Source organism: Bacillus safensis (assembly GCF_039619585.1).
Lineage (GTDB): Bacteria > Bacillota > Bacilli > Bacillales > Bacillaceae > Bacillus > Bacillus safensis.
This window is the reverse complement of the sequence record NZ_CP154909.1, coordinates 3,309,609-3,325,340: the sequence shown is the minus strand read 5'-3', so window position 1 is coordinate 3,325,340 and position 15,732 is coordinate 3,309,609. Positions and strand designations below refer to the sequence as shown.

General features: G+C 40.4%; 16 protein-coding genes. 15 read left to right on the top strand and 1 reads right to left on the bottom strand.

The features are described 5' to 3' along the window. The first annotated feature begins 128 nt into the window (after window positions 1-128). The 14 genes from AAYR28_RS17110 to pyrG all read left to right on the top strand — a co-directional run bounded on the left by AAYR28_RS17110 (window position 129) and on the right by pyrG (window position 14,557). Window positions 129-2,240, top strand: coding sequence for a heterodisulfide reductase-related iron-sulfur binding cluster (locus tag AAYR28_RS17110; protein ID WP_024426357.1), 2,112 nt, complete (start codon window positions 129-131; stop codon window positions 2,238-2,240). Between the two features lie 102 nt (window positions 2,241-2,342). Next, complete coding sequence (locus tag AAYR28_RS17105) at window positions 2,343-3,536, top strand: acetyl-CoA C-acetyltransferase (RefSeq protein ID WP_120207872.1); 1,194 nt, start codon at window positions 2,343-2,345, stop codon at window positions 3,534-3,536. Beyond that, window positions 3,536-4,399, top strand: a complete 864-nt coding sequence (locus tag AAYR28_RS17100; protein WP_024423755.1) for a 3-hydroxybutyryl-CoA dehydrogenase — start codon at window positions 3,536-3,538, stop codon at window positions 4,397-4,399. The genes AAYR28_RS17105 and AAYR28_RS17100 overlap by 1 nt, the downstream gene beginning before the upstream one ends. 11 nt (window positions 4,400-4,410) lie before the next feature. After that, window positions 4,411-5,523 (top strand): acyl-CoA dehydrogenase family protein, encoded by a 1,113-nt coding sequence (locus tag AAYR28_RS17095; protein ID WP_120207870.1) that lies wholly within the window; start codon window positions 4,411-4,413, stop codon window positions 5,521-5,523. 16 nt (window positions 5,524-5,539) lie between these two features. Then, window positions 5,540-6,682, top strand: a complete 1,143-nt coding sequence (locus AAYR28_RS17090) for an acyl-CoA dehydrogenase (RefSeq protein ID WP_073207733.1) — start codon at window positions 5,540-5,542, stop codon at window positions 6,680-6,682. A 338-nt stretch (window positions 6,683-7,020) separates the two neighbouring features. Continuing rightward, window positions 7,021-7,212, top strand: a complete 192-nt coding sequence (locus AAYR28_RS17085) for a hypothetical protein (protein ID WP_025093874.1) — start codon at window positions 7,021-7,023, stop codon at window positions 7,210-7,212. A 1,072-nt stretch (window positions 7,213-8,284) separates the two neighbouring features. Further along, complete coding sequence (locus AAYR28_RS17080) at window positions 8,285-8,575, top strand: uberolysin/carnocyclin family circular bacteriocin (protein ID WP_025093875.1); 291 nt, start codon at window positions 8,285-8,287, stop codon at window positions 8,573-8,575. A 151-nt stretch (window positions 8,576-8,726) separates the two neighbouring features. Further along, complete coding sequence (locus tag AAYR28_RS17075; RefSeq protein ID WP_025093876.1) at window positions 8,727-8,936, top strand: uberolysin/carnocyclin family circular bacteriocin; 210 nt, start codon at window positions 8,727-8,729, stop codon at window positions 8,934-8,936. A 695-nt stretch (window positions 8,937-9,631) separates the two neighbouring features. Continuing rightward, complete coding sequence (locus tag AAYR28_RS17070) at window positions 9,632-10,078, top strand: hypothetical protein (RefSeq protein WP_236626615.1); 447 nt, start codon at window positions 9,632-9,634, stop codon at window positions 10,076-10,078. Between the two features lie 13 nt (window positions 10,079-10,091). Continuing rightward, complete coding sequence (locus tag AAYR28_RS17065) at window positions 10,092-10,622, top strand: stage II sporulation protein M (protein WP_025093878.1); 531 nt, start codon at window positions 10,092-10,094, stop codon at window positions 10,620-10,622. Between the two features lie 30 nt (window positions 10,623-10,652). Beyond that, a complete protein-coding gene (locus AAYR28_RS17060; RefSeq protein ID WP_025093879.1) occupies window positions 10,653-11,267 on the top strand; it encodes an ATP-binding cassette domain-containing protein in 615 nt (204 codons plus the stop codon). Beyond that, on the top strand, window positions 11,246-11,749 hold the full coding sequence (locus tag AAYR28_RS17055) for a hypothetical protein (protein WP_025093880.1): 504 nt from the start codon (window positions 11,246-11,248) through the stop codon (window positions 11,747-11,749). The genes AAYR28_RS17060 and AAYR28_RS17055 overlap by 22 nt, the downstream gene beginning before the upstream one ends. Before the next feature lie 421 nt (window positions 11,750-12,170). Beyond that, window positions 12,171-12,710, top strand: a complete 540-nt coding sequence (gene rpoE, locus AAYR28_RS17050) for a DNA-directed RNA polymerase subunit delta (protein WP_024423751.1) — start codon at window positions 12,171-12,173, stop codon at window positions 12,708-12,710. Window positions 12,711-12,949: 239 nt separating this feature from the next. Then, window positions 12,950-14,557, top strand: coding sequence for a glutamine hydrolyzing CTP synthase (gene pyrG / locus AAYR28_RS17045; RefSeq protein ID WP_024423750.1), 1,608 nt, complete (start codon window positions 12,950-12,952; stop codon window positions 14,555-14,557). 40 nt (window positions 14,558-14,597) lie between these two features. On the opposite strand, the gene AAYR28_RS17040 is transcribed toward pyrG, so the two are convergent. After that, entirely contained in the window at window positions 14,598-15,128 is a 531-nt protein-coding gene (locus AAYR28_RS17040; RefSeq protein WP_046312941.1) for a DUF2529 domain-containing protein, read from the bottom strand. A gap of 180 nt (window positions 15,129-15,308) precedes the next feature. On the opposite strand from AAYR28_RS17040, the gene AAYR28_RS17035 reads away from it, so the two are divergent. Continuing rightward, a complete protein-coding gene (locus AAYR28_RS17035) occupies window positions 15,309-15,683 on the top strand; it encodes a response regulator (RefSeq protein ID WP_003214681.1) in 375 nt (124 codons plus the stop codon). The last annotated feature ends 49 nt before the right edge of the window (window positions 15,684-15,732 follow it).

Here is a 15,732-nt window from a genome sequence, read left to right as displayed (position 1 = left end):
TTTGCATATTTCAATAGTGTACCCAAACGCGTAAAAAATATTGACTGAATACTCATTCATTATTTATGATAGAGGTACAACATGGAAACGGAACAAAGTGGGTTTTGGGGAATGAAAGGGGGAGCAAGATGAATAGCCTTTTAATCATCAACTTGATCGCATTTGCGGCGGTGACCGCTTACGCAGTGTATTTGTTTGTTTATCTCATTCGAACACGAGCGGCGTATATTCGTCTTGGTAAAAAAGAAGAGTTTCAACAAGACATGAAGAAACGTTTAGAGCGTGTTTGGGTCAATGTATTTGGGCAAAAGAAGCTGTTAAAGGACAAGAAGAGCGGCATCATTCATGTGCTGTTTTTCTACGGATTTATCCTCGTACAGTTCGGAGCCCTTGATTTTATTCTGAAGGGGCTTATTCCAGACAGCGGGCTTCCTTTAGGTCCGGTGTACGGCGTCTTTACGTTTTTCCAAGAGGTGGTCACACTTCTCATTTTAGTGGCCGTTGTATGGGCTTTCCATAGAAGATACGTGGAGAAGCTTGTCCGTTTAAAACGAGGCTTCAAATCGGGTCTAGTGCTCTTATTTATTGGCGGCTTAATGCTGACAGTCTTACTTGGGAACGGCATGAACATCATCTGGCATGGACACTCTCTATCACCAACTGAGCCAATCGCTTCTGGTATTGCTTTCTTGCTGGGTGGAATTTCACCTCTTGCGGCTGCGATTGTTTTTTATGCCGCATGGTGGGTGCATCTTCTTATTTTGCTGACCTTCTTAGTATATGTTCCGCAGTCAAAGCACGCCCATCTGATTGCAGGGCCTGTGAACGTATTTGTCAGCAGATTAGACCCGCCAGGCAAACTGCAAAAAATCGATTTTGAAGATGAGACACAAGAGACCTTCGGTGTGGGAAAAATTGAAGACTTCCGTCAGTCTCAGCTCATCGATCTTTACGCTTGTGTGGAATGCGGGCGCTGCACGAATATGTGCCCGGCAACAGGGACAGGGAAGATGCTGTCTCCGATGGATTTGATATTAAGGTTAAGAGATCATTTAACCAATAAAGGAGCCGCTATTACATCAAAGACACCTTGGGTCCCGCAGCTTGCCTTCAAGCAGACAACAGGAAACCAGCTGGCATTGCAGGCGAGAGGAGCAGGTGCGGAAGAGTCGGCTGCCAGCTCGATATATCATCCTTCTCTTATTGGAGAGGTCATTACAGAAGAAGAAATCTGGGCATGTACGACGTGCCGAAACTGTGAAGACCAATGCCCTGTCATGAATGAACACGTTGATAAGATTATTGATATGCGCAGATATCTTGTCTTGACGGAAGGAAAAATGGACGCAGATGCACAGCGTGCCATGACAAGCATTGAGCGCCAAGGGAACCCGTGGGGGCTGAACCGGAAAGAAAGAGAAAATTGGCGTGAACTGAGAGAAGATGTGCATGTGCCGACAGTGAAAGAGCTGAAAAAAGCAGAGCAAACCTTTGATTATTTATTCTGGGTAGGTTCAATGGGGGCTTATGACAATCGAAGCCAAAAGATTGCGCTTGCCTTTGCGAAGCTACTCAATGAAGCGGGGGTCTCCTTTGCGATCCTAGGCAATAAAGAGAAAAACTCAGGCGATACACCAAGAAGACTCGGAAACGAATTTTTATTCCAAGAGCTTGCTGCAAAAAACATTGAAGAATTCCAGAAAAACGGCGTCACAAAGATCGTCACGATTGATCCACACGCCTATAACTTATTTAAAAATGAATATCCAGACTTCGGGCTTGAGGCAGAAGTGTATCATCATACAGAATTACTGGCAGAGTTAGTGAAAGAAGGGAAAATAACACCTGTACATGAAGTAAACGAAGTGATTACCTTCCACGACTCTTGCTACCTAGGCAGATATAATGAAGTGTACGACCCGCCAAGAGACATTTTAAAAGCCATTCCTGGTGTGACGCTGAAAGAAATGGAGCGCAATCGTGAAACTGGTATGTGCTGCGGAGCAGGCGGGGGCTTAATGTGGATGGAAGAAGAGACGGGTACCCGGATTAACACTGCACGAACGGAGCAGGCGTTACAGGTACAGCCGTCCATCATCAGCTCAGGGTGTCCTTATTGCTTAACGATGCTGGGAGATGGGACGAAGGCGAAGGAAGTAGAGGAGCAGGTAGGCACATTTGATGTCGCCGAACTTCTTGAAAAATCAGTGTTTGGTGAGCCTGGAAAGCAGGTGTCGTAAACATGACAGGCCGATGAATAGGTGTTCATCGGCTTATCCATGGCGCTGTTTCATCAGCTGCCTAAATGATATGTAAGCGGTAACAAACGGGGAGGGGCATATATGAGTACGACGGTCATTGTATCTGGAGCAAGAACACCATTTGGAAAACTAGGCGGTGCTCTCAGTGGTTTGACTGCCGCAGAACTAGGCGGTATAGCGATCAAGGCTGCACTGGAAAGAGTTTCGGGTTCTCATGAAATAGATGAGGTCATCATGGGATGTGTGTTACAAGGAGGGCAAGGGCAGATTCCTTCAAGGCAAGCAGCAAGATATGCTGATCTTCCTTGGTCTGTTCCAACACAAACCATCAATAAAGTCTGTGCATCCGGAATGCGCAGTGTGACTGCAGCAGATCAAAGCATTCGAGCCGGAGATGCTGAGGTCATCGCAGCGGGCGGTATGGAATCTATGTCTCACGCTCCTTATCTGCTAAAAAAAGCGCGATGGGGCTACAAAATGGGAGATGCTGCAGTACAAGATGCGATGATTTTAGATGGATTGACCTGTTCGTTTACAGGCGTTCATATGGGTGAGTATGGAAGTATGGCTGCAAAGGAGCTCGGCATCACGCGGGAAGAGCAGGATCTGTGGGCACTCAGAAGTCATGAACGGGCCATCGAAGCGCAAAAAAACGGCTTTTTTCAACATGAAATCACCCCCGTCACCGTCAAAATAAAAACGGGAGAACGGCTGATCACAGAAGATGAGTCTCCGCGGCGTGATACGTCATATGAACGGCTGTCTAAACTCATGCCTGTTTTTGATCAGAAGGGGACCATCACCGCTGGAAATGCACCAGGTGTCAATGATGGTGCAAGTGCGCTCCTTTTAATGAAAGACACGTATGCTGCACGGCATGACGTAAAGCCAATGGCAGTCGTTCTCGGTCATGCTCAGGTTGCTGTAGAGGCGAAGGATTTTCCGAAAACACCAGCCTTTGCCATCGAGAAGCTTTTAAAGAAAACAGGAAAGCGCCTAGAGGATATTGATTTGTTTGAAATCAATGAGGCCTTTTCAGCTGTGGCTTTGGCATGTGAAAAAATAACCGGGATCGACCGGCGGAAAATGAATATCAACGGGGGGGCTGTCGCACTCGGTCATCCGATTGGGGCAAGCGGAACACGCGTCATATTGACATTGATTCATGCATTAAGACAAAGAGGCGGAGGCATTGGCATTTCGGCGATTTGCAGCGGAGGCGGGCAAGGAGACGCCATCATGATAAAGGTAGATGAAAAGGGAGGCGTTTATTGATGAGTATAGAAGAGACCGTTATGGTCGTTGGGGCTGGTCAAATGGGATCAGGCATTGCCCAAGTGTTTGCTCAGTCAGGCTATACAGTCCTGCTCCATGATGTATCAGAAAAGCAGATTCATCGAGCGATTTCCTCCATGACCAAACAACTGACGAAGCGGGCAGAAAAAGGAAAGCTGGCACATCAGGCAGTCCGAGATATTACGCAGCGGCTTGCCGTTTCCACAGATTTAAAAGACATGCAACAGGCTCATTTAGTCATAGAAGCCGCATCAGAACAAATGAGTGTGAAAAAACAAATCTTTGAAACACTTGATCAATTTGCAGAGGCTGAGGCCATATTTGCGACAAACACGTCTTCCTTGTCGATCACAGAATTAGCAGCTGTGACGAGCAGACCGGAGAAAGTGATTGGCATGCATTTTATGAATCCGGTTCCTGTCATGAAACTGGTTGAAGTCATTCGAGCACTGCAAACGAGTGATGACACATATCAAGTTGTTTATGAAACAGCGAAGACATTAAACAAAACCCCAATTGAAGTGGAAGACTTCCCGGGGTTTGTATCAAATCGCATATTGATGCCAATGATCAATGAAGCCATTTACACCCTGTATGAAGGCGTAGCAGATGCAGAAAGCATTGATGACGTGATGACACTTGGGATGAATCATCCAATGGGGCCGCTTCGTCTAGCTGATTTCATCGGACTGGATACATGTTTATTTATTATGAATACCCTTCACGAGGGACTTGGAGACAGCAAATATCGGCCTTGTCCTCTTTTGAAAAAATACGTGAATGCAGGCTGGCTGGGCAAAAAGACAAAGAGAGGTTTTTACACATACCACGACCACTCATAGGGGGAGTCAAGATGGATGTTTTGCTTACGGATAAACAGCGTCTCTGGAGAGAACAGACAGCAGAATTTGCACGCCAGCGTATATTCCCTGAAGTAGAAGCCATGGAACAAGGCCGGTTTCCAAAAAACCTTTTAAGTGAAATGGGACGGCAAGGCTATCTAGGAATTCCAATACCAGCTTCGTATCAAGGCTTAGGAGCAGATTTTACAACGTATATCATCGCAATCCATGAATTATCGAAAGTGAGTGCGACCATCGGTGTCATTGTGTCCGTTCATACATCTGTTGTGACGATGCCTATTTTGACTTTTGGAACGAAGGAACAAAAAGAAACTTATGTGCCGCCGCTTGCATCCGGGGAGAAGCTGGGCGCCTTTTGTCTGACTGAACCAAAGGCCGGATCAGATGCCTCCAGTATTCAGTTAAGAGCAGAGCGGATGGGCGGCGATTATGTATTAAATGGGACGAAAATCTTTATCACAAGCGGTGGGGAAGCAGAACTGTATCTTGTTTTCGCAGTGACCAATCCGGCTTCTGCGAGAAAAAATATATCGGCGTTCATTGTCGAGAAAGATACGCCGGGATTTACGATTGGAAAAGATGAGAAAAAGATGGGACTGCACGGTTCAAAAACAGTCACGCTTCATTTTGATGGCGTGCGGATTCCAAAAGATCAGCTGCTCGGTGCAGAAGGAGAGGGCTTTCAAATTGCCATGTCCAGCCTAAATGCAGGGAGAATCGGAATTGCGGCTCAAAGCCTTGGCATTGCAGAAGCCGCTTTAACCGAGGCAGTGGTCTATTTAAAGAAGCATCCAGCAGGTCTTGAAACGACCATTCGACTGGGCGATTTGGCGGCGAAGCTTGAGGCGGCCAAACTGCTTGTCTATCAAGCGGCTTCTTTCAAAGAGGCAAATCACCCGGTCACAAAGGAAGCATCAATGGCAAAGCTATTTGCGTCAAAAACGGCGGTGGAGATCAGTACAGAAGCGATCCATTTGCTAGGCATGGATGGTTATACGAATCGCTATCAAGCAGAACGTTACTTTCGTGATGCGAAAATTTGTGAAATCTATGAAGGAACAAGTGAAATTCAAAGGCTGGTCATCTGTAAACAGCTAATATGAAACGAGGTGGCTCACGATGCAGTTCCAATTAAGTGATGAACATGAAATGATTCAAAAAATGGTGAGAGACTTTGCGAAAAATGAAGTGGAGCCAACAGCAGCAGAGCGAGACGAAACAGAGACATATGATCCATCTATTTTTCGCAAAATGGCGGAGCTCGGTTTAACAGGTATTCCTTGGCCGGAAGACGTGGGCGGAATCGGCAGTGACTATTTAGCCTACGTCATAGCAGTTGAGGAGCTTTCAAGAGTGTGCGCCTCTACAGGTGTCACCCTGTCCGCTCATACATCTCTTGCTTCATGGCCAATCTATACATTTGGAACAAAGGAACAAAAAGAGAACTACTTAAAGCCGCTTGCAGAAGGGCAGAAGATAGGAGCATATGCGCTCACTGAGAGCGGTTCTGGTTCAGATGCAGGCGGGATGAAGACAACGGCCGTCAAGGCAGGCAGTGAATATGTCCTGAACGGGGCGAAAATTTTTATTACAAATGGAGGCATTGCAGATTATTATATTGTGTTTGCCGTAACAGACCAAGAAGCTTCGTCTCGAAATACAACTGCTTTTATTGTAGAAAAAGAGACACCTGGTTTTTCCGTTGGCAAAAAGGAAAGCAAACTGGGCATACGTTCTTCGCCAACAACTGAAATTCGATTTGAAGATTGCCGAATTCATGAAAGGAACCGGCTCGGTCAAGAAGGAGAAGGTTTCAAAATAGCCATGATGACACTCGATGGCGGTAGAAACGGCATTGCTGCACAGGCGGTTGGGATTGCGCAAGGCGCTCTTGATGCGGCGGTTGATTATGCCAAGGAGCGTAAACAATTTGGCAAACCAATCATTCAGCAGCAAGGGATCGCCTTTAAGCTGGCTGATATGGCAACAGCGATTGAAGCATCAAGGCTGCTTACTTACCAGGCGGCATGGCTCGAAACGAAAGGCCTCCCGTATGGAAAGGAATCAGCCATGTCCAAGCTCTTTGCTGGTGATACAGCGATGAAGGTGACGACAGAAGCGGTTCAAATCTTCGGCGGGTACGGCTACACAAAGGATTACCCAGTCGAACGATACATGCGTGATGCGAAAATCACTCAAATTTATGAAGGAACTCAGGAAATCCAGCGCCTGGTCATCTCAAGAAAACTGCTAGATATGTAGAAGCAAAAAAGACCACCTGACGTGAGGTGGTTTTTTGGGTGTGATTCATTAAGTTTAATTACTAGCATACTCCAAGGTCTTTTTTGTCTTAGGATTATGTCAGAAACAGGGAACGAGCTTTAACGTATGAGTGACTGGTAACTGATAAAGTAGTGAGTATTGATACATATGAATTGTCAATATGACTACTAAAGTATTAGACTTCATTCATCTTATAGCTATTACCTACATACAAGGTAATAGTCAGGTTTTCCTGAATTTAAGATCATTTCCAGTTTCGATCCATATTATATTGGCATTATGTTAAAATTGAGGAAATATAAATATGGGAGGTTATTATGACCACAACTACTACCATCTTAGCAATTGTAACTTTAGTGATATGGATCATGGTTTCCGCAGAACTTTCAAAGTCTTCAAAGAAAGATCACAATGAAAAAGAAAATAGCCGTAGAAAATTAATTGTTTTAATGTTTGCAGGTATTATATTGACCATAGCAATAGTCATTTCATTACTTCAGAAACTCTAGTTTTCACCATCTAATTTTTTGAAATATTATATAGTATAAGTAAAAATTGAGATAGTCATCTCTTAAAATGCTTGAGAAATATATAACAAATTCATCTCATTCATAAATGTGTGTAGAAAGTGTTTTAAATTAAATGGATTTCTAAAATGATGAATATGATTCTACCTACATAAATGAACAAAGTTTTTTTGCCTGATTATCTGTAATTAAAGAAAATACAAAAATGACTATAAAGATGTTTAATGCGAAAGTAGCTAGTATGATTTGTCATACGTTCAAAAATAAAGATTTGAATAAAAGGTATCTATTTTGATATCAAAGCGAAGTCGAGGCAGCTCAATAGGAGTGTCTCGACTTTTTGGTATTGAGGAAATTGATTCATTTTAACTAGGTAATTTAATCCACTTTATTCTTTTTTGACACCAATAAAAAAGGACTTACGTTGTGTTTTAGAGGATAGTATGTTTATCACATTTTCTAATATGTTACAATTTTTCAAAAGCTATGTTAGGAACTGATATGTTTCCAAAAATTAATCGATTCCAAATACATGATACGGTTTTTTTCTCCATAAGGACAATGTGTATGATTGTACATCATTTCATTTCTCTTGAATCCGAAATAAAATCAACTCTCTTTTACATCCATGACATGATCTTCAGCGATTTTTTTGAAATTTGGCTCTGCCTTTAACGAAAGTGAGTTCCGATTGTTAAAGAATATCTCAGTAATAATCGCAGAACCACAAGCAGAAAGCTATCATCTCTTAAAAAAATATAAGTGATATTCCTTAAGTAAGTCATCATGAAAGTTTACCCGTCTCTAAGATTAGCACTGAAGATATGAAATGTGTGACAGTGATTATCAGAAATTCTGACTAGATTATATGGAATCAGAGCATTTTATGCTATTACATAAGTGCCCTGTAAAAATGGAAAATGTACGTAAATTCTGATAAAAGGTGATTATAAATACCTTGAATAAATATTACAAATTTTCCAAATAAATATTGAAATGTAATTTAATTCTTGCTAGACTAAAGAAGTAGTAAATAATCGAAGGAGGTCATATTATGACGAAAGCAACAGATTCTAAGTTTTATGCTTTATTATCGCTATCACTTCTTGCGGTAACATTAGTAGCTTTAGTGATTGGTAATGGTTCTTTGATTGCAGCAAATCTTGGTGTTAGTACTGCAACTGCGGCAACAGTAGTTAATTTCTTAGATACTTGGTCCTCAGTAGCGACAGTCATTACAATCGTTGGTGTTTTCACTGGCGTAGGAACAATTAGTTCAGGTGTAGCTGCTACTATTTTAGCTATCCTTAAGAAGCAAGGAAAGGCAAAAGCTGCTGCTTTTTAATCTCAAAAAAAAATCATCTCAATCTTTATTGAGATGATTTTTTTTCCAAAAGTCAGGTGGAATGGCGTTCAATAGACAATGATTTAAAAGCTAATTTAACGTTTTATGCCCATTGTGGATTGTAATAAAACATTAATTAGGAGGTAATTTTATGATGAAAGTAAAAAAACTTGGCTTAATCTCACTATTGTTATTTGCAAGTACAATGGCATCTTTAGTCGTTAGTAATGGTTCTTCGGTAGCGACAGTCATTACGAGCGTTGGCGTTTTCTTTGGGGTTGGGATCATTAGTTCAGGTGTAGCTGCTGCTATTTTGGCTGTACTTAAAAAACAAGGAAAAGCCAAGGCTGCTGCTTTTTAAAATGACTTATGCATAAAATAAATAAGCTATTTAAAATATATGATCAAAGTATAATGGGGTATCTCAATTATATTGGGATGATTCTTTTTTCTTTCATTGTTATGGTAGCCTTGATTTTCTATCGGAATGAGATTCCCAGCACTTACCTAAACAGCTTTATTTTTATTTCAATATATATTGTAGCTACAGCTAATATTAATCGTTGTGTATTACCGTATAGAAGACAGCAACCAGGCTTGGTCTTTATCTCTAAACAATTGTTGTTGAAACATTTATTCTTTACGATAAAAAAAGGATATTCAGTTCAATTACTTTTTGCTTGTTTCATCGCTTTAACCTTTTTGCTAGTAGAAAAACAATATGTCATTATGATACTAGCTCTTGTGGTCGTAATGCTTTCTTTTGCATCTCAATTATTGTCTGGTCTATTCAATATCATAAATAGAATACTCCTTTTGTTACAATTTTGGTATATCATAACGTCCGTATTTGAAGTAGTGATGATACTGCAAATAGTACAGGCTCTTCTTATTTACTTTTACATAAGTAATTCTCATAGGATACCTTTGACAACTGGACTTTCCTTTCTAAAAAGTGCGAATAAGCAACATAGGTCTGGAAATATTCTGTATTTATTTTTATCTTATATCACTAGTAATAAGATATTAATGATCTTAATAGGCGTATTAGTATCAGTGCTTACTTATTTCGCTCAATCCTTCTTAACGAAACTAGAAAATCTGCCTGCACTCATTTTGGTCTATATAAACTTTATCACGATCTTAGAAATCCTAATAGGTTCGAAAAAGGAAGAGATTGTGCTTGATAAAGCAAGAGTCGAGACCCTGCAAGCTTCATTGATTGTGAGTCCGTACGAGAGATTTAAATCCAGTACGATTTATTTACTATGTCTTGTACTGATTTTTGTCAGTGTGTGTGGAATTGTCGGAGTAATGATAAACACATCCGATTTCTCAATTATTCTAAAAAATACGTTATCGCTTCCTTTAATCATCTTTATTGGGGTCGTATATTTCAGAAAAACAGAACTATTAATCAACGATTATGAACATAAGTTACTGAAGCTATCCTTGCCGATTTTATTACTCATATGTATTACAATTTTCACAATCACTTCATGAAAAGAGGAGGAAAATGATACATAAAAGATTGAAATATTTTTTGTGGTACTACTCTATCTACTGTATTTTGCTGATAGGTACAGGGATTTATCTTGGGAATATAGTCAACAAAGATTTATTTGAAGCAGCACCGCCAAGTTCGGGCCAGGAATTTATGTCTGTAGTCCTGACACATAACTTAACGAACTTTGCCATGTACTTACTGGGGTTCTTGTTGTCGCCTATATTTCAAATAATGGATTTTGGAGGTTCATCCTTCGTCATTACGATGGGTTTTCGAACGCTAGGAGCACAAGAAGCTTTAGGTAAACTAATTCCTCATGGGCTATTAGAATTTCCGAATATGTTGTTTTATCAAGGAATAAGCCAGTATGTGCTTTTCACACTAATTTATACGAAATCAATTAAAGCTGCTTTAGGTGTCATGAAAAAAATGATTCCTTATTATCTGCTATCGTTAGTCATCCTAATAATAGCTGCTTTTATTGAAGGGTATGATTCTTTATTATTTTCTATCATTAACAATCATAGATGGTTTTATTGAAGACTCTATATGAAAGAGAAGGGGATTCAAGTGGGATTAGAATTTGTAGAATGTACGAAGAAGTTCAAAGACAATATCATACTAGATAAAGTGAATTTTTCAGTTCCATCAGGTCTCTTTCATTTAGTGGGGCGAAATGGTGCAGGTAAAAGCACTCTCCTTAAAATGATAGCTGGTCTAGATAAGAGATACTCTGGAGATATTGAGATAAACAAAGAATCGACTCTTTATTTAAATGTTGATCCAATTGGCATTCACCCATTTACAATTAGAGAAAACCTAGAGATTCTGTGGAATACGTTTCATATTGTACCGACTGAAGAACAATTGGGTATTGTGAATGATTTTTTTGATGGTAACCTAGATGGTTCGTATAGCAGAGCATCTACAGGTATGAAAGCGAAGGTAGGATTATCTTTATTGTTCGTAAAAGATTGGAAAACCATTCTAATTGATGAAACCATGTCATCTCTAGATTCAGAGAGTATAGATATGCTATCTGAGAGGCTAGTGAATCTTTCTATTGAAAAAATTTCCACCATCATTTATGTTTCCCATAGCATGGTGAATAAGCGCTTAAACGATCATTCAAGCATTATGAGTATAGGAGATGGGAGGCTATTATGGAACAACGTCCAAGAATGACATCACTGATATCATTGGTCATTTTTATTCTGGCCAATTATTATTTCGTTACTTTTACTATTGAATTGAATGGCTACATTTCGAAACTAGATGATTTAAGAGCTTTGTTAGAGGATATGTCCTATGAAACGATGCTGAATCTAATTGTTGTCATTACAACAATTCTCACCACCATCAGTCTCTTAGTACAATATCTCATCGCTAAATTCCTATTAATGCTCTTTGCTCCCGAGGTTAAGAGTCATTTGTTTTATGCTCTGATTCCTAAAATTATCATTATGTTTATTAATGTAATATGTATGGGGATCTTGCAAATACATAGCTTATGGCTGTACATCTTCATGGCACTTATAGGAGCAATGTTGATCTTGTTCTTTTTTCAATATAAAAAAGAGAATTGGAAAGCATCGATTCTCTTTGCGGCACCATTTATTATAGATGCTTTAATTTCCCTAGGAAAAGAAATAGTCGCTGTACTGTAATGAATAATAATTAGAGGATGAACTGAATACAAGCTTCCGTTATAGGTACACGTAAACTTAACCCATTGACGTGTACCTTTTTATAAGTTTTATAAAGAATGGACAATCACTTTGTTCAAACGATAGCTAAATTTTATTCATTCAACAGTGCCGCCTCTAATTTTCCAATTTTTTCGTTTAGAATGAATAGAACAGCAAACAAAAGCATGCCGTATACAAGAAACAGTCCAATTTCACGCAGGGGAAGACCAAAAGGCGCTACTCGTGAGAAAAATCAAAAATTAACATCAATAAAGGTGGCATAAACTCCCCTAATTTGTTTATAATGAGAGGTATGGTTTGTCGTAAGAATAAGGTATAAGTACTTATTATTTCACTGATAAATGGATACATACATGTAATAGAAAGGGAGTGTCTGACCTTGAGTTTGAAAGAATACTCACAGGAACAGCTCAAACAAATGTCTTTAGTTGAACTTGCTTATGAAATTTTCAGAGACAGCAAAACACCAATTACGTTTTCCGAGTTAATAGATGAAATTGTCCGTTTGCAAGGAATACAAAAATCCGATCTTGATGATCGACTTGCTCAATTTTATACAGACTTAAATATAGATGGCCGCTTTATTTCGTTAGGTGATCAGAGATGGGGACTTCGCAGCTGGTATCCAGTTGATCAAATCGAAGAAGAAGTTCAGCCAGCTGTGAAAACAAAAGCGAAAAAGAAAAAATCAAAAGCAGCTGTCGTTGAAGATGACTTCGATGAGATCGAAGAGGAAGAAGAAATCGACGAGCTTGAAGAAGATCTTGATCTTGTTGAAGACGACGATGATCTCGACCTAGACGATGATGAAGAAATTGAAGAAGATCTTGAAGACTTCGACGAAGATGATGATGAAGATGATGACGGCTTAACGGAGATTGATGAAGACGATTTAGACGATGATGAGGAAGACAAATAACCCTCTCAAACCGGTCTTCAAAACAGGACAAAACCGTCTTGACTTTCGAGAGCGAACTATGTAGTATGTATTTTGGGCTCTCTAAAAAAGAGTACGTAAAGATACGTTCATTTACGCTCCCTTTCATTTATTTGAAAGGGAGCTTTCTTATTTTTCAAGAGATTTAGGGATACACTCTAAAAAGGATGAAGCTGTGCATGTGTAGACATGCAAGGGTAAAAAAGAGAGGAGCATACGAAATGACAAAGTATATTTTTGTAACAGGAGGAGTTGTTTCCTCACTTGGAAAAGGAATCACGGCTGCATCGTTAGGCCGCCTTCTGAAAAATAGAGGGATGGATGTTACCATTCAAAAATTCGATCCATACATCAACGTAGACCCAGGGACAATGAGTCCATACCAGCACGGTGAGGTTTTTGTCACAGATGATGGTGCTGAAACAGACCTTGACTTAGGTCACTACGAGCGTTTCATTGATATTAACTTAAACAAGTACAGCAACGTCACAACTGGTAAAATCTATTCTACTGTTCTGAAGAAAGAGCGCCGCGGTGATTACTTAGGTGGAACAGTACAGGTCATTCCCCACATTACAAATGAAATCAAAGACCGCGTGTACCGTGCCGGAAAAGAAACGGGTGCAGATGTGGTCATTACAGAAATCGGCGGGACAGTAGGAGATATCGAATCCCTTCCATTCCTTGAAGCCATTCGTCAAATGAAGAGTGACATCGGCCGTGAAAACGTGATGTACATTCATTGTACCCTTGTTCCTTACATCCGTGCAGCGGGTGAATTGAAAACAAAACCAACACAGCATAGTGTAAAAGAACTTCGCAGTCTTGGTATTCAGCCAAACGTCATCGTGGTCAGAACGGAAATGCCAATGACGCAAGATATGAAAGACAAAATTGCGCTATTCTGTGATATTGATACAAAAGCTGTTATCGAATGTCAGGATGCAGACACGCTATACTCCATTCCGCTTGATTTACAAAAACAAGGGCTGGACAAGCTAGTATGTGAACATATGAAACTTGACTGCCAAGATGCGGACATGACAGAGTGGACAGCGCTTGTTGATAAAGTGCAAAACCTTTCGAAACAAGTCACAATTGGTCTTGTAGGGAAGTATGTTGAGCTGCAAGATGCTTATATTTCAGTCGTTGAATCACTTCGTCATGCTGGTTATGCGTTTGATGCAGATGTTCAAATTAAATGGATCAATGCAGAAGAAGTGACAGCAGAGAATATCGCTGATTTCGTACAAGATGTTGACGGTATTATTGTTCCTGGAGGCTTCGGAGACCGCGGAGTAGAAGGGAAAATCATTGCTACGCAATATGCCCGTGAAAACAAAGTGCCATTCTTCGGAATCTGCTTAGGAATGCAAGTGGCATCTATCGAATACGCGAGAAACGTATTAGGCCTTGAGGGAGCTCATTCAGCGGAAATTGATCCTGAAACAGCATTCCCAATCATTGACCTTCTTCCAGAACAGAAGGATGTAGATGATCTAGGCGGAACACTTCGTCTCGGTCTATACCCTTGTAAATTAAATGAAGACTCAAAAGCATTTGCTGCATACAATGACGAAGTGGTCTACGAACGCCACCGTCATCGCTACGAGTTTAATAACGAATACAGACAGCAAATGGAAGCAGCAGGCTTTGTCTTCTCAGGTACAAGTCCAGACGGACGTCTTGTTGAAATTATTGAGCTGAAGGATCACCCTTGGTTCCTTGCTTCTCAGTTCCACCCAGAATTTGTTTCAAGACCAACAAGACCACAGCCGTTATTTAGAGATTTCGTTGGTGCTTCACTCCAAGCATCTGAATCAAAATAAAACAAAAAACTGCCGAGAATATCACTTCTCGGCAGTTTTTTTATTCATATTCCTCAACGATTTCCTTCACAGTAAACGATAGAGCGTGGTAGACGTATAAGCAGGTCATTAAAGCAGGATAACCAAACCTTGTCCCATCTTCAGCGGGCACAAGCGGTTTCTTGAGCTGGAAATCAATGTGGACATCACAATGCTCTTCAATCGTAGACGGCTCCTTTTGTGCCGGCCCTACACCAACAACGGGCGTACCTTGTTCGTGCAGTTCTTTTGCAAGAGATTGAATTTCTTGATCTTCTGGGTCTGAATAAAATAGCAGCACCCTGTCACTTGGATGAAGTAAGCTGCGCTCCTTTTGATCGAGCGGCAGCACCTTCGCACCGGGAAACGGCTCCTTGCTTTCAGATGCCTCTAGGGCGACAGCAGCCAGTTCATTCTTTCCGTGAAAATAAACGGCATGTCCACTGACAACAGCCTGTGCAAGAAGGCGTGCACCGTCCTCAATCGCTTCAGCCTGTTTTTCTCCAATACGTGAAAAAATACCTGATAACTGGGTCGTAAAAATTTTTAACAAGACTCATTTCCTCCTTCGGTCAGATCATTTTATAATAGAATATAAAGAGAATATTAGGAAAAATGCTCAGAAAATGTCGTAAAGTAAACTATTATAAATAAAGGAAATGTGAAAATCAAACAGAATTATTTAACAACAGCTCTTTTTATGGCGAAAAATGAAAGCAATGGGGTGTAACAGATGAATGAGAAAATTTTAATTGTCGATGATCAGTACGGTATTAGAATATTATTGAATGAAGTGTTTCATAAAGAAGGCTATCAAACCTTCCAAGCTGCCAATGGACTACAGGCATTAGATATTGTGAAAAACCATAGACCGAACCTTGTCCTGCTTGATATGAAAATCCCCGGAATGGATGGTATCGAAATTTTAAAACGGATGAAATTAATTGATGAAGACATCCGTGTCATTATTATGACAGCCTATGGCGAATTAGATATGATCCAAGAATCCAAAGAACTCGGTGCATTGACGCACTTCGCTAAACCTTTTGATATTGATGAAATCCGAGATGCTGTCAAAGAATACCTGCCGCTTGAAACAAATGGCTAGATGGAAATGATTGAATCGAGTCATTCTGTTGCCGATTTGTCGAATAATT